General features: G+C 67.2%; 24 protein-coding genes, 1 pseudogene and 2 riboswitches. Of the genes and pseudogenes, 16 read left to right on the plus strand and 9 right to left on the minus strand.

The window, feature by feature from the left end:
• Positions 1-75 precede the first annotated feature (75 nt).
• From sdhC to AAHH99_RS10615, 5 genes and pseudogenes are all read left to right on the plus strand, one after another.
• The gene (sdhC, locus tag AAHH99_RS10595) at positions 76-414 is read left to right on the plus strand and encodes a succinate dehydrogenase, cytochrome b556 subunit (RefSeq protein WP_064394228.1); all 339 of its coding nucleotides are present in this window, start codon (positions 76-78) and stop codon (positions 412-414) included.
• Positions 415-482: 68 nt separating this feature from the next.
• Positions 483-902 carry a succinate dehydrogenase hydrophobic membrane anchor subunit gene (locus AAHH99_RS10600; protein WP_064394320.1) on the plus strand — a complete coding sequence of 140 codons (420 nt, stop codon included), beginning with the start codon at positions 483-485 and terminating at the stop codon, positions 900-902.
• Positions 903-915: 13 nt separating this feature from the next.
• Entirely contained in the window at positions 916-2,670 is a 1,755-nt protein-coding gene (sdhA, locus tag AAHH99_RS10605; RefSeq protein ID WP_064394229.1) for a succinate dehydrogenase flavoprotein subunit, read from the plus strand.
• A 3-nt stretch (positions 2,671-2,673) separates the two neighbouring features.
• The gene (locus tag AAHH99_RS10610) at positions 2,674-3,474 is read left to right on the plus strand and encodes a succinate dehydrogenase iron-sulfur subunit (protein WP_064425250.1); all 801 of its coding nucleotides are present in this window, start codon (positions 2,674-2,676) and stop codon (positions 3,472-3,474) included.
• Positions 3,475-3,552: 78 nt separating this feature from the next.
• Positions 3,553-4,197: pseudogene (locus tag AAHH99_RS10615) on the plus strand (carboxymuconolactone decarboxylase family protein); the annotation flags it as partial.
• On the opposite strand, the gene AAHH99_RS10620 reads toward AAHH99_RS10615, so the two are convergent.
• Complete coding sequence (locus AAHH99_RS10620) at positions 4,166-5,074, minus strand: sigma-70 family RNA polymerase sigma factor (RefSeq protein WP_418768594.1); 909 nt, start codon at positions 5,072-5,074, stop codon at positions 4,166-4,168. The pseudogene AAHH99_RS10615 and the gene AAHH99_RS10620 overlap by 32 nt on opposite strands.
• 151 nt (positions 5,075-5,225) lie before the next feature.
• Here AAHH99_RS10620 and AAHH99_RS10625 point away from each other — a divergent pair, with 151 nt between their 5' ends.
• Positions 5,226-5,747, plus strand: a complete 522-nt coding sequence (locus AAHH99_RS10625; RefSeq protein ID WP_418768595.1) for a hypothetical protein — start codon at positions 5,226-5,228, stop codon at positions 5,745-5,747.
• Positions 5,744-6,847: a PrsW family intramembrane metalloprotease gene (locus tag AAHH99_RS10630; RefSeq protein ID WP_418768596.1), complete on the plus strand. Its 1,104-nt coding sequence runs from the start codon at positions 5,744-5,746 to the stop codon at positions 6,845-6,847. Before AAHH99_RS10625 ends, AAHH99_RS10630 begins: the two co-directional genes overlap by 4 nt.
• Here AAHH99_RS10630 and AAHH99_RS10635 read toward each other — a convergent pair.
• Complete coding sequence (locus AAHH99_RS10635; protein ID WP_418768597.1) at positions 6,844-8,340, minus strand: gamma-aminobutyraldehyde dehydrogenase; 1,497 nt, start codon at positions 8,338-8,340, stop codon at positions 6,844-6,846. The two genes, AAHH99_RS10630 and AAHH99_RS10635, sit on opposite strands and share 4 nt — an antisense overlap.
• A gap of 134 nt (positions 8,341-8,474) precedes the next feature.
• Here AAHH99_RS10635 and AAHH99_RS10640 point away from each other — a divergent pair, with 134 nt between their 5' ends.
• From AAHH99_RS10640 to AAHH99_RS10655, 4 genes are all read left to right on the plus strand, one after another.
• Positions 8,475-8,996, plus strand: a complete 522-nt coding sequence (locus tag AAHH99_RS10640) for an Lrp/AsnC family transcriptional regulator (protein ID WP_418768598.1) — start codon at positions 8,475-8,477, stop codon at positions 8,994-8,996.
• The gene (locus tag AAHH99_RS10645) at positions 8,993-10,378 is read left to right on the plus strand and encodes an aspartate aminotransferase family protein (protein ID WP_418768599.1); all 1,386 of its coding nucleotides are present in this window, start codon (positions 8,993-8,995) and stop codon (positions 10,376-10,378) included. Before AAHH99_RS10640 ends, AAHH99_RS10645 begins: the two co-directional genes overlap by 4 nt.
• Before the next feature lie 31 nt (positions 10,379-10,409).
• Complete coding sequence (locus tag AAHH99_RS10650; RefSeq protein WP_418768600.1) at positions 10,410-11,426, plus strand: SMP-30/gluconolactonase/LRE family protein; 1,017 nt, start codon at positions 10,410-10,412, stop codon at positions 11,424-11,426.
• An 89-nt stretch (positions 11,427-11,515) separates the two neighbouring features.
• Positions 11,516-12,739, plus strand: a complete 1,224-nt coding sequence (locus AAHH99_RS10655; protein ID WP_418768601.1) for a D-alanyl-D-alanine carboxypeptidase family protein — start codon at positions 11,516-11,518, stop codon at positions 12,737-12,739.
• Here the strand turns inward: AAHH99_RS10655 and AAHH99_RS10660 are convergent.
• On the minus strand, positions 12,736-13,656 hold the full coding sequence (locus AAHH99_RS10660; protein ID WP_418769588.1) for an NAD(P)H-dependent flavin oxidoreductase: 921 nt from the start codon (positions 13,654-13,656) through the stop codon (positions 12,736-12,738). The genes AAHH99_RS10655 and AAHH99_RS10660 overlap by 4 nt on opposite strands.
• Before the next feature lie 59 nt (positions 13,657-13,715).
• Positions 13,716-13,779: riboswitch (guanidine-III (ykkC-III) riboswitch) on the plus strand.
• A 14-nt stretch (positions 13,780-13,793) separates the two neighbouring features.
• On the opposite strand from AAHH99_RS10660, the gene AAHH99_RS10665 reads away from it, so the two are divergent.
• The gene (locus tag AAHH99_RS10665; RefSeq protein WP_418768602.1) at positions 13,794-14,117 is read left to right on the plus strand and encodes a DMT family transporter; all 324 of its coding nucleotides are present in this window, start codon (positions 13,794-13,796) and stop codon (positions 14,115-14,117) included.
• Here the strand turns inward: AAHH99_RS10665 and yhjD are convergent.
• Genes yhjD through AAHH99_RS10680 form a run of 3 tightly spaced genes read right to left on the minus strand, consistent with a single transcriptional unit; the run spans position 14,111 to position 17,001 of the window.
• Positions 14,111-15,157 carry an inner membrane protein YhjD gene (gene yhjD / locus AAHH99_RS10670; RefSeq protein WP_418768603.1) on the minus strand — a complete coding sequence of 349 codons (1,047 nt, stop codon included), beginning with the start codon at positions 15,155-15,157 and terminating at the stop codon, positions 14,111-14,113. The two genes, AAHH99_RS10665 and yhjD, sit on opposite strands and share 7 nt — an antisense overlap.
• 15 nt (positions 15,158-15,172) lie before the next feature.
• On the minus strand, positions 15,173-16,189 hold the full coding sequence (gene trpS, locus AAHH99_RS10675; RefSeq protein ID WP_418768604.1) for a tryptophan--tRNA ligase: 1,017 nt from the start codon (positions 16,187-16,189) through the stop codon (positions 15,173-15,175).
• A complete protein-coding gene (locus AAHH99_RS10680) occupies positions 16,186-17,001 on the minus strand; it encodes an exodeoxyribonuclease III (protein WP_418769589.1) in 816 nt (271 codons plus the stop codon). The genes trpS and AAHH99_RS10680 overlap by 4 nt, the downstream gene beginning before the upstream one ends.
• Before the next feature lie 69 nt (positions 17,002-17,070).
• Between AAHH99_RS10680 and AAHH99_RS10685 the strand changes: the two genes are divergently transcribed.
• Entirely contained in the window at positions 17,071-17,904 is an 834-nt protein-coding gene (locus AAHH99_RS10685) for an alpha/beta fold hydrolase (RefSeq protein WP_418768605.1), read from the plus strand.
• On the opposite strand, the gene AAHH99_RS10690 is transcribed toward AAHH99_RS10685, so the two are convergent.
• On the minus strand, positions 17,901-20,168 hold the full coding sequence (locus AAHH99_RS10690; protein WP_418768606.1) for an NADP-dependent isocitrate dehydrogenase: 2,268 nt from the start codon (positions 20,166-20,168) through the stop codon (positions 17,901-17,903). The two genes, AAHH99_RS10685 and AAHH99_RS10690, sit on opposite strands and share 4 nt — an antisense overlap.
• A gap of 186 nt (positions 20,169-20,354) precedes the next feature.
• Positions 20,355-20,477, plus strand: a riboswitch (SAM riboswitch).
• A 102-nt stretch (positions 20,478-20,579) separates the two neighbouring features.
• Here AAHH99_RS10690 and AAHH99_RS10695 point away from each other — a divergent pair.
• The 3 genes from AAHH99_RS10695 to AAHH99_RS10705 are packed head-to-tail and all read left to right on the plus strand — an operon-like array spanning position 20,580 to position 23,812.
• A complete protein-coding gene (locus tag AAHH99_RS10695; protein WP_418768607.1) occupies positions 20,580-21,929 on the plus strand; it encodes a bifunctional o-acetylhomoserine/o-acetylserine sulfhydrylase in 1,350 nt (449 codons plus the stop codon).
• Positions 21,929-23,062 (plus strand): homoserine O-acetyltransferase MetX, encoded by a 1,134-nt coding sequence (gene metX / locus AAHH99_RS10700; RefSeq protein ID WP_418768608.1) that lies wholly within the window; start codon positions 21,929-21,931, stop codon positions 23,060-23,062. The genes AAHH99_RS10695 and metX overlap by 1 nt, the downstream gene beginning before the upstream one ends.
• Before the next feature lie 18 nt (positions 23,063-23,080).
• Positions 23,081-23,812, plus strand: coding sequence for a class I SAM-dependent methyltransferase (locus tag AAHH99_RS10705; RefSeq protein WP_418768609.1), 732 nt, complete (start codon positions 23,081-23,083; stop codon positions 23,810-23,812).
• A gap of 101 nt (positions 23,813-23,913) precedes the next feature.
• Here AAHH99_RS10705 and AAHH99_RS10710 read toward each other — a convergent pair whose 3' ends face one another.
• Together AAHH99_RS10710 and AAHH99_RS10715 are read right to left on the minus strand one after the other, a co-directional pair.
• The gene (locus AAHH99_RS10710; protein ID WP_418769590.1) at positions 23,914-24,144 is read right to left on the minus strand and encodes a DUF3017 domain-containing protein; all 231 of its coding nucleotides are present in this window, start codon (positions 24,142-24,144) and stop codon (positions 23,914-23,916) included.
• Positions 24,145-24,203: 59 nt separating this feature from the next.
• A complete protein-coding gene (locus tag AAHH99_RS10715; protein WP_064394250.1) occupies positions 24,204-25,061 on the minus strand; it encodes a bifunctional methylenetetrahydrofolate dehydrogenase/methenyltetrahydrofolate cyclohydrolase in 858 nt (285 codons plus the stop codon).
• Positions 25,062-25,077: the final 16 nt, after the last annotated feature.

Consider the following 25,077-nt stretch of genomic DNA (forward strand, 5'->3'; position numbering starts at 1 on the left):
GGACCGCCGGGATCCTCCGCGGCTCCACGATCGCGACCGTCGCGCAGACGAACCCTCTACCGCGGCGATCCCGGGATGTGGTCCTGGGTCCTGCACCGCATCACCGGTGCGACGATCTTCTTCTTCCTGTTCGTGCACGTGCTCGACACGGCGCTGGTGCGGGTCAGCCCGCAGGCCTATAACGAGGTCATCGAGACCTACAAGACTCCGCTGATCGGGCTGATGGAGATCGGGCTGGTCGTCGCCGTGCTCTACCACGCCCTCAACGGCATCCGAGTGATCCTCATCGACTTCTGGCAGCACGGCGCGCGCTATCAGCGGGTGATGCTGTGGATCGTGGTCGGCGTCTTCCTGGCGATCTTCATCCCGTCCCTCGGCATCATCGGCATGCACATGGCGGAGCGGTTCCTGTGAGCGCGCCAGCCGGCGGGCCCACGGGAGCCTGGACGCCGCACCACCGCGAGGGCCGCATCGCCCCGGTGATGCAGAAGGAGCACGACAGGCCGGCCGGCCTGGACCACCCGAGGGCACCTCGGCGTCCGCGCGGCATCCCCTACTTCGAGAAATACGCATGGCTGTTCATGCGGTTCTCGGGTGTCGCGCTGGTCTTTCTGGCACTGGGCCACCTGTTCGTGATGCTGATGTGGGAGGACGGGGTCTACCGCATCGACTTCAACTACGTCGCCGAACGCTGGGCGTCGCCGTTCTGGCAGATCTGGGACATGGCGCTGCTGTGGCTGGCCCAGCTGCACGGAGCCAACGGCCTGCGGACCATCATCGGTGACTACGCGCGCAAGAACACCACGAAATTCTGGCTGAACTCGCTATTGCTGCTGGCGACCGGATTCACCCTGGTGCTGGGCAGCTACGTGCTGGTGACCTTCGACGCGAACATCTCATGAGGGTGAGCTTCACATGATTCAGGAACATCGCTACGACGTCGTCATCGTCGGTGCGGGCGGGGCCGGTATGCGCGCAGCGGTGGAGGCGGGTCCGCGAGCCCGCACCGCGGTGCTGACCAAGCTGTACCCGACGCGCAGCCACACCGGCGCCGCCCAGGGCGGGATGTGCGCCGCGCTGGCCAACGTCGAAGAGGACAACTGGGAGTGGCACACCTTCGACACCGTCAAGGGCGGCGACTACCTCGCCGACCAGGACGCCGTCGAGATCATGTGCAAGGAAGCCATCGACGCGGTGCTCGACCTCGAGAAGATGGGGATGCCGTTCAACCGCACCCCCGAGGGCCGCATCGACCAGCGCCGTTTCGGCGGGCACACCCGCGATCACGGCAAGGCCCCGGTGCGCCGGGCCTGTTATGCCGCCGACCGCACCGGCCACATGATCCTGCAGACGCTGTATCAAAACTGCGTCAAGCACGACGTCGAGTTCTTCAACGAGTTCTACGCGCTGGACATCTCGATCACCGAGACGCAGTCCGGGCCCGTCGCCACCGGCGTCATCGCCTATGAGCTGGCCACCGGTGACATCCACGTCTTTCACGCCAAGGCCATCGTGTTCGCCACCGGCGGGTCGGGGCGGATGTACAAGACCACCTCCAACGCCCACACGCTGACCGGGGACGGCCTCGGCATCGTCTTCCGCAAGGGACTTCCCTTGGAGGACATGGAGTTTCACCAGTTCCATCCGACCGGCCTCGCTGGCCTCGGCATCCTGATCTCCGAGGCGGTGCGCGGCGAGGGCGGCCGGTTGCTCAATGGCGATGGCGAGCGCTTCATGGAGCGCTACGCGCCGACGATCGTCGACCTGGCACCGCGCGACATCGTCGCCAGGTCCATGGTGCTTGAGGTGCTCGAGGGCCGCGGCGCGGGGCCGAACAAGGACTACGTCTACATCGACGTGCGCCACCTCGGCGAGGACGTGCTCGAGGCCAAGCTGCCCGACATCACCGAGTTCGCCCGCACGTACCTGGGCGTCGACCCGGTCAAGGAGTTGGTGCCGGTCTACCCGACGTGCCACTACGTGATGGGCGGCATCCCGACCAACGTCAACGGACAGGTGCTGCGCGACAACACGACGATCATCCCCGGCCTCTACGCCGCGGGCGAATGCGCATGCGTGTCCGTCCACGGTGCCAACCGCCTGGGCACCAACTCGCTGCTGGACATCAATGTGTTCGGCCGTCGCGCCGGCATCGCCGCGGCCAATTACGCACTGGGACACGACCACGTCCCGCTTCCGCAGAATCCGGCGGGCATGGTGGTCGACTGGGTCGGCGACATCCTCTCCGAGCACGGCAACGAGCGCGTCGCCGACATCCGCGGCGCCCTGCAGCAGTCGATGGACAACAACGCCGCGGTGTTCCGCACCGAGGAGACGCTGAAGCAGGCGCTGACCGACATCCACGCACTCAAGGAGCGGTACTCGCGAATCACGGTGCACGACAAGGGTAAGCGCTACAACAGCGATCTGCTCGAGGCGATCGAGCTCGGCTTCCTGCTCGAGCTCGCTGAGGTCACCGTGGTCGGTGCGTTGAACCGCAAGGAGTCGCGCGGCGGCCATGCCCGCGAGGACTACCCCAACCGCGACGACACCAACTACATGCGCCACACCATGGCCTACAAGGAGGGCACGGACCTTCTGTCCGACATCCGGCTGGACTACAAGCCCGTGGTCCAGACCCGCTATGAGCCGATGGAACGGAAGTACTGACCCATGACGATCGCGCCTGACGTGAAAGGCCCGGCCACCGCCGAACCCGAACTGCCGCCCGTGCCCGAGGGTTCGGTGATGGTGACGCTGAAGATCGCGCGGTTCAATCCGGAAGAGCCCGACGCCTACGCCGATTCGGGAGGCTGGCAGAGTTTCCGCGTTCCCTGCCTGCCCACCGACCGGCTGCTCAACCTGCTGCACTACGTGAAGTGGTACCTGGACGGCACGTTGACGTTCCGGCGGTCGTGCGCGCACGGTGTGTGCGGCTCGGATGCTATGCGGATCAATGGGGTCAACCGGCTGGCGTGCAAGGTGCTGATGCGCGACATGCTGCCTAAGAATCCGAAGAAGCAGTTGACCATCACGATCGAGCCGATCCGCGGCCTGCCCGTGGAGAAGGACCTGATCGTGGACATGGAGCCGTTCTTCGACGCCTACCGCGCGATCAAGCCGTACCTGGTCACCAGCGGCAATCCCCCTACGCGCGAACGTATTCAGAGCCAGACCGACCGGGCCCGCTACGACGACACCACCAAGTGCATCCTGTGCGCGTGCTGCACGACGAGCTGCCCGATCTACTGGAGCGAAGGGTCCTACTTCGGTCCCGCCGCGATCGTCAACGCGCACCGCTTCATCTTCGACAGCCGCGATGAGGCCGCCGCCGAGCGGCTCGACATACTCAACGAGGTCGACGGGGTGTGGCGCTGCCGAACGACGTTCAACTGCACCGAATCGTGCCCGCGCGGCATCCAGGTCACGCAGGCCATCCAGGAGGTCAAGCGCGCGCTGATGTTCGCGCGCTAGTAGTGGCGATTTCGGTGTCGTTGGTTGCGCTGACCGCAACGAACTACACCGAAACCACCCGGCGACAAAACTGTGCTGTCACATACCGGCGGGCTGTCTCGTCTAGCGGGTATGACCGAAAACGCACAGAAAACCCGTATCGAACCCCTGCCCCCGCAGCGCGCCTCGCTGCTCACCAAGCTCCTGTACCGGGTCGCCAAGCGCCGGTTCGGCGAGGTTCCCGAACCGTTCGCCGTGGCGGCGCATCACCCGCGGCTGATGCTCGCCAACGTCGTGCACGAGGGCATGCTGCAGTCCGGGTCGAAGAAGCTGCCCGCCAGTGTTCGCGAGCTCGCGGTGTTCTGGGCCGCGCGCACGGTCGGATGCTCGTGGTGCGTGGACTTCGGCGCAATGCTGCAACGCCTCGACGGCCTCGACGTCGACCGCCTCAAGCACATCGACGACTACGCGACCTCCCCCCTGTTCTCCGACGACGAGCGCGCCGCGATCGCCTACGCCGACGCGATGAGCGGTGATCCGCACACGATCACCGACGAACAGGTCGATGACCTTCGCCGGCGGTTCGGCGACGACGGTGTCATCGAGCTGACGTATCAGATCGGCGTGGAGAACATGCGCGCACGGATGTACTCGGCGCTGGGCATCACCGAGCAGGGCTTCGGTTCGGGCGATGCGTGCCGGGTCCCGTGGGTTACCGACGGGCCTTCAGCGGCGAGCCGGTGAACTTGTCCGGGTTGGCGATATCCCATATCGCGCAGACCTTGCCGTCGCGCACGGTCATCGCGGTGACGCGCGGCGTCATCTCCGGATAGCCGTCGTGGGCAGGTACCCCCGGCGTCCAGCTGCCGAACTGACCGTTGATCAGGGCGGGCACACCCGTCTCGAGCCAGCCCGGTCCATAGCGACGCGCCAGCCCGAACAGGAACCGGGCCACCTTCTCCGGGCCGTGGATGACGCGCGGCGCGGTCGGCGCGCGGCGGTTCGAGTCCCCGGTGAAGGTGACATCGGGATGTAGCAGGCGCACAACGGCTTCCATGTCACCTGCAGCGAGGGCTGCCATCAGCGCGCCGGCAACCTCGTTGTGGGTGTCGTCGGACACCGGGGGTGGCGCGTCGGCGACGGCACGCCGCGCCCGGGAGGCCAGCTGCCGCGCTGCGGCCTCGCTGACACCGAGTACATCGGCCACTTCACCGAACGGCACCGAGAAGCCGTCGTGCAACACGAACGCCACGCGCTGATCGGGGTTGAGCCGTTCGAGTACCACCATCGCCGCGAACCGGGCGTCTTCACCGGCGACCACCGCCGCCAACGGGTCGTCGCCGCTCAGCGGGGTGACCACCGGCTCCGGAAGCCATTGGCCGACATAGGTTTCGCGCCGATGCGCTGCAGAACGAAGTCGGTCCAGGCTCAACCGACTGACCACCGTCGTGAGCCATGCCCGCAGATCCTTGATCGACTCGTGGTGGGCGGCGCTCCAACGCAACCAGGCATCTTGCACGATGTCCTCCGCGTCGGCCATCGTGCCCGTGAGCCGGTAGGCGACGGACAACAGGTGCGGCCGCAGCTCCTCGAACTCGTCGACCCGCGCGCTGGCGGTCATTCAGCCAGCCTAGTCCGTGCCGCTTCAACCCGGCCAGGCCGGTGCGAAACATTTTCCGCGCCAATACTTCCAGCGTGGCGCGCCTGCGGCGCCGCACTCCACTTGCTAGGTTCGACTCTCGACATACCCGGACTTATGGAGGGGGACGCGGTTGATTCAGGTTCGGGCAGCGCTGCTGCTGGCGGCGGGACTGATTGCGGTACCGGGAATCCCGATGGCCGCGGCCGCGATGGTCGACGACGACGCATGGCAGCCGGGCTCCGAGACGGCGCAGGTGGCCAGCGAGGACGGCAACCAGGTCGTCGTCGTCGGCCCGTCCGGCTGGGACGCCCGCGAGTTCGGCAACGGGGTCGGCTACCGCTCAGGGGACGAGCTCGTCATCGTGCAGGTCTTCGACCGGGGTGGCCGCGACGTGGATGCTGTCGCACGCCGGCTCATGCGGGCCGACCGCGTCACCGGTTCCAGCGCCGCGATGACAGGCGAGACCGTCACCACCGCCGACGGCACCCTGACCGGTGAGGCGTGTGAACTCGTCGCCGGCGACCGTTTGGGCGAATGCGCATTTCTGGCCGACGACGAGGTGATCGTGTGGGTCCAGACCCTCGGCACCGCCGACCAGCCCGCGCCACCACTGGACCTCGTCGTGGCACCGATCAGAAGGGACCAGCCGTGACCGGCGATACCGTGCAAGCACCGCGTCCTGTGGTGTACCGCCCTGAGTCCGCGGTGTTCTGGGTGTTCGTCGTGGCCTTGATCGCCGGCACGCTTCTCTTGCTCGACGACTCCTGGTCGGTCATCCGCGCCACCCTCGACGCCAACCTCGACCTGGCGTGGCTGTGGCTGCTGTTCATCGTATTCATGGTGTGGTTGATTTTCCGGTTCGACCCGTTCCGCAGCGGTCGGCGTTATCCGCAGGCACTCGTGGCGGGGTTCGCGCTGGGCGGCACCACGGCGGTGGCGATGGCGATGATCGGAAACGATGCGCTCGGCCAATTGTGGAGTTTGGTGCTCACTCCGGCGACGTTTACCGACTGGCAGGCCTCGCTCACCGCGCCGATCATCGAAGAGGCGTCCAAGGCGTTGTGCGCTGCGGTGGTGCTCGTGCTGTGCGGGCATGTGTTGCAGCGGATTTCGCACGCGCTGATGCTCGGAATGTTCGTCGGCTTCGGTTTCGACCTGATGGAGGATCTGTCATACGCCGCCAACAGCGCACTGCAGGACCTCGATTCGGATGTGGTCGGCGCGGGCGGCAATCTCCTCGTGCGGTTCTTCACCGCGGTGCCGGCGCACTGGACCTACACGGCGCTGACGTCGGTCGGCGTGCTGATGTTGCTCCCGACGTTCCGCGGCCGGTCGCACTGGTCGACCGGGTGGCGGCTGGCCACCGCGTGCGGCCTGCTGCTGAGCGGCCCGCTGCTGCACTTCATCTGGAATGCACCGGGTCCGGTGGCGGCGATGCCGCTCAAGATACTCGGCGGCCTGGTGTTCTTCCTGATCATCGCGGCCCTGTTACTGCGTGACGAGCGGCGCTGGGTGATCGCCCGCATCGAAGCTGGCCGTGCGTGCGGCGAGCTCGCCGGCATCCGCGGCGACGTTCTGGACTCGCTTCCGACGCGTCGCCGGCGCCGCGCCTTGAAGAAGTCGGCGAAAAAGGCCGGTGGCCGCGCCGCCGCCAAAGCGGTCAAGGCCCAACAGCGTGCCGCGCTCGACCGGATACAAGCATCCTCGAGCGCAGATCCGGCGTTCGCGGAGCCGGTGGCTCAGCACGGTTAGCGCTTGGCAAATACCGTGCGGTGCCACCCCTTTTCGGCCACGCCGGTGATGTCGCTCATCACGTGTTTGACGGTGAGGTACTCCTCGAGCGAATAGTCGCTCATGTCCTTGCCGAAACCGGAAGCCCCGACCCCGCCGTGCGGCATCTCGCTGATGATCGGGATGTGGTCGTTGATCCACACACAGCCGGCGTTGATCTCGCGCGACGCCCGCTGCGCGCGGTACACGTCGCGCGTCCACGCCGACGCCGCCAGCCCGTAGGTGGTGTCGTTGGCCTGCCGCAGCGCGTCGTCGTCGTCGGTGAACGGCCGCACGGTCAACACGGGACCGAAGATCTCCTCGCGGTACACCTCCGACTGCTCGGCCACGTCGGCGATGACCGTCGGCAGATAGAACGACCCCGGCCGGTCCGGCGCCGACCCGCCACACACGATCCGTCCACCCTGCCCCGGCGCGCGCTCGACCATGCCCGCCACCTTTGCCCGGTGCGCCATCGAGATCAGCGGACCCAGATCGGTGTCGGGGTCGTGCGGATCCCCGACGACGACCTTGGAGAACACCTCGCCGACGCCAGCGACGAAATCCTCATAGACCTCGCGCGCGACGATCGCCCGGGCCGCGGCCGTGCAGTCCTGACCGGTGTTGATCAATGCGGCGGCCGCAGCGCCCTGGATCGCCGCGTCCAGGTCGGCGTCGTCGAACACGACGAACGGCGCCTTGCCGCCCAGTTCGAGCTGCACGCGGTGGCCGTGTACCGCCGCGGCGGCCATCACCTTGCGGCCGACCGGTGTGGAACCGGTGAACGTCACCACGTCGACGTCGCGGTGCCCGGCCAGCGCGGTGCCGACGTCGGCACCCAGCCCGGTGACCACGTTGAGCGCGCCGTCGGGCAGACCCGCCTCCTTGGCCAGCCGCGCCAGCGTCAGCGTCGTCAACGGCGTGAGCTCACACGGCTTGATCACCACTGAACAGCCGGCGGCCAACGCGGGCAACACTTTCCACACCGCCATCTGCAGCGGATAGTTCCACGGTGTGATTGTCGCGACCACACCCACGGCTTCGCGGCGGATGCTGGAGGTGTGGTCACCGGAGTACTCGGCGCTGGCCTTGCCTTCCAGATGTCGCGCGGCGCCGGCGAAGAAGTCGATGTTGTCGACGCTGCCGGGCACGTCGAACTCGGCGGCCAGTCGCACCGGCTTGCCGGTCTGGCTGACCTCCTCGGCGACCAGGGCGTCGGTGTTCGCACCGGCCAGCTGCGCCAGCGTGAACAGCACCGCCGAGCGCTCCGCCGGCGTGGCCCCCGACCACTCGGCCAGCGCGCCTCGAGCAGACGCCACCGCGGCGTCGACGTCGGCCGGGGTGGCCACCGCGTAGTCGGCCACCGCCTCACCGGTTGCGGGATTGACGACCTGGAAGGCAGCCCCATCGGTGGCCACCGCGGCGCCGTCGATCCAGCTGCCCGCCACACTGGTGGAAACGGATGTCGCAGTCATGGCCATACGCTAACGGACCCGACCCCGACGAGCCACGCAATCCCCTACGCCTTCCCATAGCCAAACACGCCTCGAACGAGCGAATTCATGGCTGTGGTTGCCTCTGACGACGGATTCCGTGCACAATCACTGGCATGCCTACCCCGGGTGCTACGCACGGTCTCGGCCCCGTTTCGTTCCGACTCAACCAGTCCCGTCCCGGTGCTGCGTTCCAGCTCGACGATCTGAGCAAGCAGATCATCGAGATGCTGCAGCAGGACGGCCGCCGCTCGTACGCGGGCATCGGCAAGTCCGTCGGGCTGTCCGAGGCCGCCGTCCGCCAGCGGGTGCAGCGCATGGTCGACGCCGGCGTCATGCAGATCGTCGCCGTCACCGATCCGATGCAGTTGGGCTTCGCGCGCCAGGCGATGATCGGCATCCGCTGCACCGGCGACACCACCAAGATCGCCGAGAAGCTGGCCATGATCGAATCGGTCGACTACGTGGTGCTCACCGCCGGATCCTTCGACGCCATCGTGGAGGTGGTCTGCGAGGACGACGACGACCTGCTCGACCTTCTCAACACCCAGATCCGTGCCCTCCCGGGAGTGATATCCACCGAAACCCTCGTTTACTTGAAACTTGTTAAGCAGCAATATAATTGGGGCACTAGATGACTACAACCGACACCGCGCAGGATGTCTCTGCCGGGCTCGGCGCGAAAGCCAGCCGTCACCTGTGGGGTCACTTCGCCCGACACGGCGCCGGTATCACGCCGCCGATCATCACACGCGGCGAGGGCGTCACGATCTGGGACAGCAACGGCAGGAGCTACATCGATGGGCTGTCGGGGCTTTTCGTCGTTCAGGTCGGTCACGGCCGCCAGGAACTGGCCGAGGCCGCTGCCAAACAGGCCCAGCAGTTGGCGTTCTTTCCGCTGTGGTCCTACGCCACGCCGACCGCGATCGAACTCGCCGAACGTGTCGCCGGTTACGCACCGGGTGACCTGAACCGGGTGTTCTTCACCACCGGCGGCGGGGAAGCCGTCGAGTCGGCGTGGAAACTGGCCAAGAACTACTTCAAGTTGACCGGCAAACCCGGTAAGCACAAGGTGGTTTCGCGCTCCATCGCCTACCACGGCACACCGCAGGGGGCGTTGGCCATCACCGGATTGCCGGTGTTCAAGGCACCGTTCGAGCCGCTGACACCGGGCGGCTTTCGGGTGCCCAACACCAACTTTTACCGCGCCCCCGCGCCATACCAGGACGACGAGAAAGCGTTCGGGCAGTACTGCGCCGACCGCATCGCCGAAGCCATCGAATTCGAGGGACCCGACACTGTCGCGGCCGTCTTCCTCGAACCGGTGCAGAACGCGGGCGGCTGCTTCCCGCCTCCGCCAGGCTATTTCGAGCGGGTCCGGGAGATCTGCGACGAGTATGACGTGCTACTGGTGTCCGACGAGGTCATCTGCGCATACGGCCGGATCGGGTCGATGTTCGCCTGTGACGACTTCGGCTATGTCCCCGACATCATCACCTGCGCAAAGGGTTTGACGTCCGGCTATTCGCCGATCGGCGCGATGATCGCCAGCGACCGGCTGTTCGAGCCGTTCAACGACGGCAAGACCACGTTCGCGCACGGCTACACCTTCGGCGGGCATCCGGTGTCGTCGGCGGTGGCGCTGGCCAACCTCGACATCTTCGAGCGCGAGGGCCTCAACGACCACGTCAAGGAGAACGCGCCGAGATTCCGGGCCACCCTCGAGCAGTTGTACGACCTGCCGATCGTCGGTGACGTTCGCGGCGAGGGCTACTTCTACGGCATCGAACTGGTGAAGGACAAGGCCACCAAGGAGACCTTCAACGACGAAGAGTCCGAGCGGCTGCTGCGCGGCTTTTTGACCCCGGCGCTTTTCGAGGCAGGCCTGTACTGCCGCGCCGACGACCGCGGCGATCCGGTCGTGCAGTTGGCCCCGCCACTGATCAGCGGCCAGAAGGAATTCGACGCGATCTACCGGATCATGCGCGGGGTGCTTTCCGAGGCGGGCCGACTGCTCTGAGTGCGGCGTCGGAAGGCGTAGCGTCGGCGCTGTGAGCACGCCCGCATCCAAGAAGCCGCCGATCGATCCCGTCCGCTGGCAGCCCCCGCCCGTCGATGCGCTTCCGGATCTGCCGTCGGCCGACCTGACCGTCGTCCCGCTCCCGGGCAACGCACCCGAGGACGTGGTCGTCGACGCCGACGGCGCCATCTGGGCAGGCGTCGACGACGGCCGCATCGTGCGCATCACCCCCGGCGGTGGGGACCCGGTCGTCGTCGCCGCCACCGAAGGCCGGCCACTGGGCATGCATGTCGCCCACGACGGCAGCATCCTCGTCTGCACCAGTCCCGGCGGCCTGCTGTCGCTCGATCCCGCAAGCGGCGCGGTGGAGACGCTCGTGGCCGAGGTCGACGACCGGCGATTGATGTTCTGCTCCAACGTCACCCAATCACCGGACGGCACAATCTTTTTCACCGAGTCGACGAGCGCGTTCGACTACGCCCATTTCAAGGGTGCGGTGATGGAGGCGCGCCCGCGCGGCAGCCTGTTCCGGCGCGACCCCGACGGCACCGTGCTCACCGCGGTTGCCGGGCTGTATTTCGCCAACGGCGTGACGCCCACCGCCGACGGGTCGGCGTTGGTGTTCGCCGAGACGATGGGGCGCGGGCTGTCGAAGTTCTGGCTCACCGGCGAGCGCGCAGGGTCGGTGACGCCGCTTCGCGAGAACCTGCCCGGCCATCCCGACAACCTGTCCACCGGTGCCGACGGCCGCATCTGGTGCGCGATGGTCTCGCCGCTCAATACCGCCGCCGAATGGCTCGCGCCGCGCTGGCCGGCGTTGCGCAAGCTGTTGTGGAAGCTGCCCGACAAGCTTCAACCGCAGATCAAGCCCGAGGTGTGGGCGGTGGCGTTCGATCCGGACACCGGTGACGTCGTCGCGGGTATCCGCTGCGAGCATCCGCGGTTCGGCATGGTGACCGGTCTGGTCGAGTCCGAGGGCCGGCTGTGGATGGGCAGCATCGGCTTCCCCGCGGTCGCGCACGTCGACCTGGCCGCGCTGTCCCTCTGACCGCCGTAGGTCACAAATGAACTCAAGTAACACCAGTCACAGCGCGCCTACCCGCGATCGGCCCTTTCGCGGCTTAATGTGCGGTCACGATGGCGAAGTTCCGAATTCCGCTGCAACGCGCCGCCGTACTGGCCACGGCCTTGTTCGTGGCCGCGGGACCGGCCGTGGCAAGCGCGCAGCCGCCGGCGGCCCCCGAGGCGAGTGCATGCCCGTATCGCGAGGTGACACCACCCGCGGTCGACGCGTCCGAGGTCCCCAAACCCGGTCAGGCACCACCCGCACCGCTGCCGGTGCCCGCGACGCCGATGGGCGGCGAGAAGCTCTCCGGCTGCGGCGTCATCACCGCGCCGGGCACGCCACCACTACCGAACGACATCTCCGCCGAGGCATGGCTGGTGGCCGACCTCGACTCCGGTGACGTAATCGCGGCCAAGGATCCCCACGGCAGACACCGGCCCGCCAGCATCGTCAAAGTGCTGACCGCCATGCAGGCGATCAAGGACTTGCCGCTCCACAAGGTCGTGCCCGGCACCGCCGAGGACGCCGCCCAGGAAGGCACCAAGGTCGGCGTCGGCGAGGGCGGCCACTACTCGATCAACGACCTGCTGCACGGACTGCTGATGTATTCGGGCAACGACGCCGCGTTCGCACTGGCTCGCCAGATGGGCGGCTGGGACGCCGCGCTGCACAAGCTCAACGACCTGGCCCGCAAGCTGGGCGGCCTCGACACCAGGGTCGCCACTCCGTCCGGGCTCGACGGTCCGGGCATGAGCACCTCGGCCTACGACATGGCGCTGTTCTACCGGTATGCCTGGCGCAACCCGGTCTTCAGCGACATCGTGTCGACCCGCGCATTCGACTTCCCCGGCCGCGGCGATGTCGGCTACCCGATCGAGAACGACAACAAGCTGCTACTCAACTACCCCGGTGCGTTGGGTGGTAAGACCGGCTACACCGACGACGCCGGGCAGACGTTCGTCGGCGCCGCCGACCGCGACGGCCGTCGGCTCGTCGCGGTGCTCCTCAAGGGCACCCGCCAGCCGATCGCACCGTGGGAGCAAGCCGCGCATCTGCTCGACTACGGCTTCGCCACGGCGCCGGGCACCAGCGTCGGCACACTGATCGAGCCCGACCCGTCGTTGCTGGGAACCGACCCGGACGGCGACGGCGCCAACCCCGCGGTCAACGCGGCCCCGATGATGTCGGACATCGACGCGATGCCGGTGCGGGTCGGCGTCGGGGTGGTCGGCAGCGTGATCGTGTTCTCGTTGATCATGGGCGCACGGTCGATGAACCGGCGCCCGCAGCACTAGCACCACCGGCGCAATAAAAGTTCCGCCTCGGCGCTGAGCCGTTCGACCACCTCCGCCGCGGAGCGCGATTCTTTGACCATGCCGACGCCCTGCCCGGCGTTAACGGGCGCCACCCGGTAGTCCTCGCCGGCCACGGCGGCGGCGACTTCGGCGCGGGCGTCGGCATCGATGAGCTCCTCGCGACCGTCGAAGTCGTCGAAGAACTCGTTGCGGAGCACCCGCTCGGGAAGCGTTGCCGGCCAGGGGTACTCGAGAGCAATGTCAAAGACGCGGGTCGTCACCGTCTCGTCGCCCGATGCGCGCAACAACTGCTCGCGCGCGGCATCGGACGTCGACGCTTCGGTGCAGGTCGTGAACGCGGTCCCCAGCCAGGCGCCCGAGGCACCCGCGGCCAGCACCGCGGCAAGGCCGCGGCCCGAACCGATACCACCGGCGGCGAGCACGGGGACCATCACCGCGTCGAGCACCTCGGCGAGCAACGGCAAGGTGCCGATGCGCGGCTCGCCGTGCCCGCCGCCCTCAGACCCGCGCGCGACGATCACGTCGACACCGGCATCGACCGCCCGCCGCGCTCCGGTCACATCGGCCACTTGCGCGGCGACCGGTACGCCGACGTCGTGAGCCTCCTCCACCCAGGACCAGTCGTCGCCGAAGCTGACGGCCAGCAGCGCGGGCCTCGCGGCGAGCGCGACCTCCAACAATTCCGGCTCGGCCGCCGTCACCCAGTGCACGAGCCCGATCCCGAAGGGACGCCCCAGCCCCGATACGTGCGGGAGTTCGGCCGTCAACTTCGCGGCGGTGGCCGAACTGCCCATCCCGATCATGCCGAGGCCGCCCGCCCGGGACACCGCTGCGGCCAGGACGCCGCCCGCGGTGCCGCCCATCGGCGCGCTGACGATCGGCGCCTCGAGTCCCATCCGGCGGGACCAGGGCGTCGCAAGGGGCACGGACGCGACGTTACCGCTTTGCTACGGTGGGCCTGTCAGCAGTTGACACCGGACGAGCGGCGCCGTACCCGGCCAGCGACAAGACGGCGTTTCGGAGGTGTTGCTTGATGTCCTGGGTCATCCTCATAGTTTCGGGTGCGTTCGAATCGGTATTCGCCATCGCCCTGAGCAAGTCGGAAGGGTTCACCCGACCCATACCGGTTGTGGTTTTCGTTGTGGCAGTGATCATCTCGATGGGCGGGTTGGGCATCGCACTGCGTGATCTGCCCGTCGGCACCGGTTACGCGGTGTGGGTGGGTGTCGGGGCGGCGCTCACGGTCGTCTACTCGCTGGCGACCGGCCAGGAAAGCGCGTCGCCCATCAAGGTCGCGCTGCTACTGGGCATAGTCGGCTGCGTCGTCGGCCTGCAAGTGGTCAGCCAGGGTCACTGACGCCGTCGCAGTCGCGAAATCCCAAACGCGCCAACTGCTCCCGCCGCTGCGGCGGTCAGCACGCCACCGACGCCGACACCCTCGCGCACCTGAACCCGGGGGGTGATCTGCACGAGGCCGGGTGGCGGGAGCGGTGCGGCCTCCATGTTGTCGATCGACGTGGCCGCCCACGCCGTGGCGAAGAGGATGAGCCGAGCGGTGATGTAGGCGAACACCATCAGGCCGAGCACCGGGCCGAACGTCGCTCCGGCCGGGCCGGTCACCACCGAGCGCAGGTAGATCGACGCCACCTGCTTGAAGACTTCGAACGCCACCGCGGCGAGCAGCCCGGCCCGCATCGCCGAACTGAAGCTGATCGACTCGCGGGGCAGCCGCGCGATGATCCAGGTGAACAGCAGCCAGCTGATCAACACCGAGATGGCCAGCGAGACCACCCGCAGCAGAATGCTCATGCCCGGAACATCGCCCAGCCCAACCCATTCAACGGCCTTGCGGGCCAATCCCGAACTGCTCACCACGGTCAACCCGATGGTGGCCGCGATCGCCAGGAACAAGCCGGCGATGGCCGTCAGATCCGACAGCTTCGTGCGCACGAAACCGGGGGTGTCGCGTCGCATCAGGCCCCACATCTGGCTCAGCGCCTCGCGCAGGTTGGCCATCCAACCGAGCCCGGCCCACGCCGCGGCGGCGAGCCCGATGATCCCGACCGAGGTGCGCGACTCGATCGCGGACTCCATCAGCTCGACCAGTTGCGTGGCGACGTCACCGGACACCGACGCCTTGATCCGGTCCTGGATCTCGGCGAGCAGTTCGGGCTGCCTCACCAGGATGAAACCGCCGACGGCGAAGCCGACCATCAACAGCGGGAACATCGCGAAGATCGTGAAGTACGTGATGCCTGCCGCGTAGAAGTCGCCCTTGCTGTCCTTATAGCGCTCCTGCGCCCGCATCACGTGGTCGAACCACTCGTACCGAGCGCGCAGCCGGTCGACGAACCCCTGCTTTTCGCCGGGCTCTTCCGGCTCGGCCGCAGGTTTCATACCCGCCTCCCCACGTCAGCCCCCCGGCCGCAGAAACCCCAACCGGTCATATACCCGCCGCAGTGTCGTCGCAGACACGTCGCGAGCACGCTCGGCACCTGTCGCCAGAATCGATTCCAACTCGGCGGGCTCGGCGAGCAGTTCGTCGACCCTGGCCTTGATCGGTGTCACGAACTCGACGACGGCCTGCGCGGTGTCGGCTTTGAGGTCGCCGTATCCGCGTCCCGCGTAACCGTCGACGAGCTTGTCGATGTCGGTGCCGGTGACCGCAGACTGGATGGTCAGAAGATTCGATACGCCGGGTTTGGCGTCTAGGTCGTAACGCACCTCGCGTTCGCTGTCGGTGACGGCGGAGCGGATCTTCTTGGCCGAGGCCTTCGGCTCATCGAGCAGGGCGATCAGACCTGCCTCGGTTCCCGCGGATTTGCTCATCTTCGACGTCGGGTCCTGCAGGTCGTAGATCTTGGCCGTCGCCTTCGGGATCATCGGCTCGGGGATGACGAAGGTGTCCGGGAACCGGGAGTTCACCCGTTGCGCCACATCGCGTGCCAGCTCCAGGTGTTGGCGTTGGTCCTCTCCGACCGGCACGAGCTCGGTGTCGTACAACAGCACATCGGCGGCCATCAGCACCGGATAGGTGAATAACCCGACGGTGGTGGCCTCGCTGCCTTCCTTCTGCGACTTATCCTTGAACTGCGTCATTCGCGACGCCTGCCCGAAACCGGTGAAACAACCGAGCACCCAAGCCAATTCGGCGTGCGCCGGAACGTGGCTCTGCACGAAGACCGTGGCTCGGCCCGGGTCGATGCCCAGCGCGAGGTACTGCGCGGCGGTGACCAGCGTGCGCCGCCTCAACCGCTCGGGGTCTTGCGGGATCGTGATCGCGTGCAGGTCCACCACGCAGAAGAACGCGTCGTGGTCGTCCTGCAGGCCGACCCACTGCTGGATCGCTCCCAGCGCATTGCCCAGGTGCAGCGAGTCGGAGGTCGGTTGGACACCGGAGAAGACGACGGGTTTCGACGAACTACTCATGATCGCCCGATCATTTCACGCGACCGGTATTCGACCGTCACCGGCGCGTGGTCCGACCAGCGCAGCGCGTACGCCTCGGCGCGCTCCACCCGGGCGGCGACGGCTCGCTCCGCCAGCGCCTTGGTGGCCAACTGGTAGTCGATGCGCCAGCCGGCGTCGTTGTCGAAGGCGCGGCCTCGCCACGACCACCACGCGTACGGACCCGGCTGGTCGGGGTGCAACTCGCGAACCACGTCCACCCAACCCGAGGCGAGCAGGTCGGTGAGCCACTGTCGCTCGCCCGGCAGGAACCCGGACTTCTTGAGGTTTCCCTTCCAGTTCTTGATGTCGTTGGCGGTGTGGGCGATGTTCCAGTCGCCGCATATGACGGCCTCGCGATCGGTCAGCGTCGCCATCCGCGCGGCGAGCTCGGCCATGAACCGTTCCTTCTCGAGCTGGCGGTCCGTCTCCGCCTCGCCGGTCTGGATGTAGACGCTCGCGATCGTCATCCCGGCGGTGTCGACCTCCAGATAGCGGCCGTGCGCGCCGAACTCGTCGGACTCGAGCAGCCGCGACGCCGAAATCGGGTGGCGTGACAGCACGGCAACGCCGCTGCGGCCCTTGATGTGCGGTTCGGCTGACGCCAGGCGCCAACCGTCGGTCAGGGCGGGCGCCAAGGCGGCGCTCAGCTGGTCATCGTCGGCGCGGGTTTCCTGCAGGCAGATCACGTCGGCGGTGGTCGACGCCAGCCACGGCAGCAGGCCGCGGTTCTGCGGCGAGCGCTCTTTGACCGCGGCGCGGATGCCGTTGACGTTGATGGTGCTGACGATCAGCGAGGTCACAGCGGCAGACCATACCGACGCACTTGCAGTACCGCCGGTATCACCTTTACTGTCGGGCTGATGACCGAGCGCGCACCGATCCACGTCGGCTCAGGCGAGCCCATCGTCCTTCTACACCCGTTCATGATGTCGCAGAACGTCTGGAAGAAGGTCGCCCCGCTCATCGCTGACACCGGCCGCTACGAGGTGCTGGCCCCGACGATGCCCGGGCACAACGGCGGGGTGAAAGGGCATCGATTCCTGGACACCGCCGAGCTGGCCGATGACGTCGAACGCAGGATGGACGCGCTGGGCTGGGACACCGCGCACATCGTCGGCAACTCGCTCGGCGGCTGGGTGGCCTTCGAGTTGGAGCGCCGCGGCCGGGCCCGCACGCTGACCGGGATCGCACCGGCAGGCGGTTGGAGCAAGTTCACGCCCGCAAAATTCGAGATCGTCGGCAAGTTCCTGGCCGGCTTCCCGGTGTGGGTGTTCACGCTGGCGTTCCGGCAACACGTTCTGAAGCTGCCGTTCACGCGCTGGCTGGCGCACTTCCCGATCAGCGCCACGCCGGACCGGTTGTCCGACGACGACCTCGTCGACATCATCGACGACGTCACCCACTGCCCGGCCTACTACCAGCTGCTGGTGAAGTCGCTGCTGACGCCGGGGCTGATGGAACTGGCCGAAAGCGCGTGCCCCACCCACCTGGTGATCTGCGAGAAGGACCGGGTGCTGCCGCATCCGCGGTTCACCCGCCACTTCACCCAGCAGCTGCCGTCGAGCACGCAGGTCACACATCTCGACGACGTCGGCCACATCCCGATGTTCGAGGCGCCGCAGCAAGTCGCCGACCTGATCGTCGCCTTCGTCGACGGCCACGCCGCCGAGCCGCGTGAGGCGCTGGGCGGCTAGAGCTTCGTCACCGGCTCGCTGGTCGCGCCCTCCAGCACCGAGTTCAGCGTCTTGCTGGGCCGCATCACCGCGGTGGTCTTCTCCGGGTCCGGGTAGTAGTACCCGCCGATGTCGACCGAGTCGCCCTGCACCTCGACGAGTTCGTTGACGATCGCATCCTCGTTGTCGGCCAACGAGGATGCGAGATCAGCGAAGTGGTCGGCGAGCTCCTTGTCGTCGGTCTGCTCGGCCAGCTCCTGCGCCCAGTACATCGCCAGGTAGTACTGGCTGCCCCTGTTGTCGAGCTCACCGGTCTTGCGTGACGGGCTCTTGTTGTTGTCCAACAGTTTTCCGATGGCCGAGTCCAGCGTCTTACCCAACAGAACGGCCCGCTTGTTCTCGGTCTTGCGCCCGATGTCCTCGAAACACGCTCCCAGAGCGAGGTACTCGCCGAGCGAATCCCAGCGCAGGTGGTTCTCCTCGACCAGCTGGTGGACGTGCTTGGGCGCGGAGCCACCCGCGCCGGTCTCGTACATCCCGCCTCCTGCCATCAGCGGCACGATCGACAGCATCTTCGCGCTGGTGCCCAGCTCCAGAATCGGGAAGAGGTCAGTCAGGTAGTCGCGCAGGATGTTTCCGGTCACAGCGATGGTGTCCTGGCCGCGAATCAACCGTTCCAGCGTGTACCGCATGGCCCACACCTGCGGCATGATCTGGATGTGGAGGCCCTCGGTGTCGTGGTCCTTGAGGTACTCCTTGACCTTCTTGCGCAACTCCACCTCATGCGGACGCTCGGTGTCGAGCCAGAACAGCGCGGTCATGTCGGCGGCCCTGGCCCTCGTCACGGCCAGCTTCACCCAGTCGCGGATCGCGGCGTCCTTGACCACCGGCATGCGCCAGATGTCGCCAGTCTCGACGTTCTGGGTCATCAGCACTTCGCCGGTGTCGACGTCGACGATATTGGCGACGCCGTCCTCGGGGATCTCGAACGTCTTGTCGTGGCTGCCGTACTCCTCGGCCTTCTGCGCCATCAGCCCCACGTTGGGCACGGTGCCGATGGTCGTCGGATCGAACTGTCCGTGGGTCTTACAGAAGTTGACCATCTCCTGGTAGATCCGGCTGAACGTGGACTCGGGGTTGACCGCCTTGGTGTCCTTGGTCCGCCCGTCGGCGCCGTACATCTTGCCGCCGAGCCGGATCATGGCGGGCATCGACGCGTCCACGATCACGTCGCTCGGCGAGTGGAAGTTCGTGATGCCGCGGGCCGAATCCACCATCGCCAGTTCCGGGCGGTGCTCGTGCACGGCGTGGATGTCCTGGACGATCTCCTCACGCTGTGAGGCGGGCAGCGCCTGGATCTTGTCGTAGAGGTCGGACATGCCGTTGTTGACGTTCACGCCGAGTTCGTCGAGCACCTTCTGGTGCTTGGCGAACGCGTCCTTGTAGAACACCTTCACCGCGTGCCCGAACACGATCGGGTGCGACACCTTCATCATCGTCGCCTTGACGTGCAGCGAGAACATCACGCCGGTCTTGTATGCGTCCTCGATCTGTTCTTCGAAGAACTCGCACAGCGCCTTGCGGCTCATGAACATGCTGTCGATGATGTCGCCGTCGTCGAGCGCGACCTCCGGCTTGAGCACGATCGTCTCGCTCGACCCATCTGGACGTTCTGTCTCGAGCACCATCTTGACCTTGCGGTCCTTGTCCAGCGTCATCGACTTCTCGCCGTGGTAGAAGTCGCCGGTCTTCATGGTCGCCACATGTGTGCGCGAGGCCATCGACCACTCGCCCATGCTGTGCGGGTGCCGACGCGCGTACTCCTTGACCGCCTTGGGGGCGCGGCGATCCGAGTTACCCTGCCGCAGAACCGGGTTGACCGCGCTGCCGAGGACCTTGGCGTAGCGTTCCTTGATCTCTTTTTCTTCGTCGTTCTTCGGCTCGCCGGGGTAGTCGGGAAGGTCGTAGCCCTTGGCCTTGAGCTCCTTGATCGCGGCCAACAGCTGCGGCACCGAGGCGCTGATGTTGGGCAACTTGATGATGTTGGTATCGGGACTCTCGGTGAGCTCGCCCAGCCGCGCCAGGTTGTCGGGCACCCGCTGCTCGTCGGTGAGACGGTCGGAGAACTCCGCGAGAATGCGTGCGGCCACCGAGATGTCACTGGTCTCGACGTTGATGCCCGCCGGCTCGGTGAACGTGCGAATGATCGGCAGGAACGCGTAGGTCGCCAGCAGCGGCGCCTCGTCGGTCAGCGTGTAGATGATGGTCGGCTGCTCGGCAGTCATGTGGGGTTCTCCCGGCTCGCTAATCGGTTCAGGCCTCGGTCAGTCGACTACCAGTATTGCGCCGTACCCGACGCTCTGTGTGAGCCAGGGGTCCGCCGGCACGGACTGTGATCCGTTACCGGCGGGTAGCCAGTCGTCGGCATCCCTCGCTGGCAGACGCAGGTGACGTGCGATAGGCTTCTCATCGGTCATGAGTGCCAGCGACAAGCCCCGGCTTGCTGGTCGGCAACCCTCCAACCGCGGTGGGGTGCCCCGGGTGATGACCAGGTTGAGTACCCGCTGACAAGCGGTTACCGGCAAGCGCGGGTCCGTTGTGACGGGCCCCCAGAGAAGACAGCGGAGGTCCGGCGTGCGCAGTTACCGCTGAGTGCGTGAAATGCCCCTTTTCGGCCCCTCACAACAGGAGAAGCTATGAGCACCGAACACGATGACCCGACCGCGCGATGGGCGTTCGAAACCAAACAGGTCCACGCCGGACAGACACCCGACAGCGCGACGAACGCACGGGCGCTGCCCATCTACCAGACCACGTCGTACACGTTCGACAGCACCGATCACGCCGCCGCACTGTTCGGCCTCGCCGAGCCGGGCAACATCTACACGCGGATCATGAACCCGACCCAGGACGCCGTCGAGCAGCGCATCGCCGCGCTCGAGGGCGGTGTCGCCGCACTGTTCCTGGCCTCCGGTCAGGCCGCAGCGACGTTCGCGATTCTCAACCTCGCCGACACGGGCGACCACATCGTGTCCAGCCCACGGCTGTACGGCGGCACCTACAACCTGTTCCACTACTCGCTGCCGAAGCTGGGCATCGAGGTCAGCTTCGTCGAAGACGCCGACGACCTCGACTCCTGGCGCGCTGCGGTGCGGCCGAACACCAAGGCGTTCTTCGCCGAGACGATCTCCAATCCGAAGATCGATGTGCTCGACATCCCGGGCGTCTCGTCCGTCGCCCACGACGCCGGGGTGCCGCTGATCGTCGACAACACGATCGCCACGCCGTATCTGATCCAACCGCTGAGCCACGGCGCCGACATCGTCGTGCACTCGGCAACCAAGTACCTCGGCGGGCACGGGACGGCGATCGCCGGTGTCATCGTCGACGGCGGCACGTTCGACTGGACCAACGGAAAGTTCCCCGGCTTCACCGAACCCGACCCCAGCTACCACGGCGTCGTGTTCGCCGAGCTCGGCCCGCCCGCGTTCGCGCTGAAGGCACGCGTGCAGCTGCTGCGCGACCTGGGTTCGGCGGCGTCGCCGTTCAACGCGTTCCTGGTGTCCCAAGGACTGGAGACGTTGAGCCTGCGCGTCGAGCGGCACGTCGAGAACGCACAGAAGGTCGCCGAATATCTGGCGGGGCACGAGGACGTCATCTCGGTGAACTACGCCGGGTTGCCGTCGTCGCCGTGGTACGAGCTCGGAAAGAAGCTGGCGCCCAAGGGGACCGGTGCGGTGCTCGCGTTCGAACTGGCGGGCGGGGTCGACGCCGGGAAGGCCTTCGTCAACTCGCTGACCCTGCACAGCCACGTCGCCAACATCGGCGACGTGCGCTCGCTGGTGATCCATCCGGCTTCCACCACACACGCACAGCTGTCGCCGGAGGAACAGCTGGCCACCGGCGTCACGCCAGGGCTGGTGCGGCTGGCGGTCGGCATCGAGGGCATCGACGACATCCTGGCCGATCTGGAGCAGGGCTTCGCCGCGGCCAAGCCGCTGCGCTCCGCAGGCAAGTCCGATCCGAACACCACGGCGGCGTTTTGATGACCCTCTCCGACCTGGAAGTCGAGGTGCCACTCCTGAATCTGCCCGCGGAAGGCGAGATCGGCGTGGTCGACATCGGCCCGCTGACGCTGGAGAACGGCGCGGTCATCGACGACGTGTCGATCGCCGTGCAGCGCTGGGGCGAGCTGTCGCCCGAGCGCGACAACGTCGTCGTGGTGCTGCACGCGCTGACCGGCGACTCGCACATCACCGGTCCGGCAGGACCCGACCACCCGACCCCCGGCTGGTGGGACGGCGTCGCGGGACCCGGCGGACCCATCGACACCGACCGCTGGTGCGCGGTCGCGACCAATGTGCTCGGCGGCTGCCGCGGCTCCACCGGCCCGAGCTCACCGCATCCCGACGGCAAGGCGTGGGGTTCGCGTTTCCCGGTCGTCTCCGTCCGCGATCAGGTCCGCGCCGACATCGCCGCGCTGGAGGCGTTCGGGATCACCGAGGTCGCCGCGGTCATGGGCGGCTCGTTGGGCGGCGCCCGCGCGCTCGAGTGGATGGTCGGCCACCCGGACAGGGTGCGCTCGGGACTGGTACTGGCCGTCGGCGCGCGTGCCACCGCAGACCAGATCGGCACGCAGAGCTCGCAGGTCGCTGCGATCAAGGCCGACCCGAACTGGCAGAACGGCGACTACTACGGCACCGGCCTGTCGCCCGATCTCGGCATGGAGATCGCCCGCCGGTTCGCCCACCTGACCTATCGCGGCGAACTCGAGCTCGACACCCGCTTCGCCAACGATCCGCAGAACGATGAGAACCCCGGCGTCGGCGGCCGCTACGCCGTGCAGAGCTATCTGGAGCATCAGGGCCGAAAGCTGGTGTCGCGGTTCGACGCGGGCACTTATGTGGCCCTCACCGAGGCGCTGTCCAGTCATGACGTCGGACGGAGCCGCGGGGGCGTCGAGGCCGCGCTGCGTGGCTGTGTTGTACCTGCCGTGGTCGGCGGCATCACCTCCGACCGGCTCTACCCGCTTCGGCTGCAGGAGGAGCTGGCCGAATTGCTGCCTGGCTGTGCCGGACTCGATGTCGTCGAGTCGATCTACGGGCATGACGGCTTCCTGGTGGAGACCGAGGCGGTCTACAAGCTCATCCGCCGGACGCTGGAGCTGGCAGGAAAATGACGGCGAAATGAGTCCGCGGTGAGCCGGCCGGAACAGGATCGTTCGCTGTCGTTCGGCGCGGAAGCCGCCGCCTACGAACGCGGTAGGCCGTCGTATCCCCCCGAGGCGATCGACTGGCTGCTGCCGTCGGACACCGCCACGGTGCTCGACCTCGGGGCGGGCACGGGCAAGTTGACCACGCGACTCGTCGAGCGCGGCCTCGACGTCGTCGCCGTCGATCCGATTCCCGAAATGCTTGACCTGCTGAGTCGTTCGCTTCCCGAGACGCCCGCGCTGCTCGGCACGGCGGAGGAGATCCCGCTGCCCGACGACAGCGTGGACGCCGTGTTGGTGGCCCAGGCCTGGCACTGGTTCGATCCCGAGATCGCGGTCAAGGAGGTCGCCCGCGTGCTGCGCCCCGGCGGCCGACTGGGCCTGGTGTGGAACACCCGCGACGAGCGGCTCGGCTGGGTGAAAGACCTCGGCCGGATCATCGGTCACGAACACGATCCGTTCAGCAACACCGTTTCGCTGCCCGAGCCGTTCACCGGTGTCGAACGTCATCAGGTCGAGTGGACCAGTTACCTGACCCCGCAGGCGCTTATCGACCTCGTCGCGTCCCGCAGCTACTGCATAACCTCACCGGAGCAGGTGCGCACCAGGACTCTGGACCGCGTGCGGGAGCTGTTGGCGACCCATCCGGCGCTGGCCAACTCCACCGGGCTGGCGTTGCCGTACGTCACGGTGTGCATCGGGGCGACGCTGGCCTGACAGCCGCGCCGGGATCGACGTATTGGCGGAAATGGTCGAGGAAAACCCGCCAAAGCGTAAGTCTCGGCGGCTGTAGCGTTGGTCTCTGGGCGACTGAATTGCTAGCTGGTGCCCAGCGGGTCGATGGTCCAGGCGATATAGAGCATCGTCGCGCTGACGGTCGCGGTGGTGACGAAATCGACGCCCCGGCTGCGCACCGCCAGCAGCCCCGCCCGTTCGTCGCTCAGCATCAGCCGCAGCGCGGCCGCCACACCGACCCCGATCGCCATCACCAGCGCGCCGCGTCGCCAATAGCCCGCGACCACCAGGACGAACGCGGCGGCGAAGATCAGCCCGACCGACCAAAACGGCCACTGACCCGCGAAAACCTTGCGCGCGAACTCCTTTGGCGTCACGTCGCCGCCAGCGCCTCCGCGCGCTCGACCACGTTCGTCAGAAGGAACGCCCGCGTCAGCGGGCCGACGCCACCCGGATTGGGCGAGACGTGCCCGGCGACGTCCCAGACGTCGGGGTGGACGTCACCGACGAGCTTGCCGTTCTCGTCGCGGCTGACCCCGACATCGACGACCGCCGCGCCGGGTCGCACCATCTCGGCGGTCACCATGTGCGGCATGCCCGCCGCGGCGATGATGATATCGGCCTCTCGGGCCAGCTCCGGAAGATGACGAGTCGCGGTGTGGCACAACGTCACCGTCGCGTTCTCCGAACGACGCGTCAGCAGCAGTCCGAGCGGGCGACCGACCGTCACACCGCGGCCGATGACGACGACCTGCGCGCCGGCGATCTCCACCTCATAGCGGCGCAGCAGGTGCACGATCCCGCGCGGGGTGCACGGCAGCGGGGCCGGTTCGTTGAGAACCAGCCTGCCGAGGTTCGTCGGATGCAGACCGTCGGCGTCCTTGCCCGGATCGACGCGCTCCAGGGCGGCGTTCTCGTTGAGGTGCTTCGGCAGCGGCAACTGCACGATGTAACCCGTGCACTCGGGGTTGGCGTTGAGCTCGTCGATCGTCTCGTCGAGCGTGGCCTGGCTGATGTCGGCGGGCAGGTCGCGGCGGATCGAGTTGATGCCGACCTTCGCGCAGTCGGAGTGCTTACCGCGCACGTAGGCCTGAGAGCCGGGATCGTCGCCGACGAGCACCGTCCCCAGCCCCGGCGTGCGTCCCGCCGCGGTCAGCGCCGCGACCCGTTCGGTGAGGTCGACGAAGATCTCGTCGCGCGTGGCCTTGCCGTCCAGTGTGATCGCACCCACGGGTCACAGTCTGGCA

This window comes from Mycobacterium neumannii, assembly GCF_048452905.1.
Classification (GTDB): domain Bacteria; phylum Actinomycetota; class Actinomycetes; order Mycobacteriales; family Mycobacteriaceae; genus Mycobacterium; species Mycobacterium neumannii_B.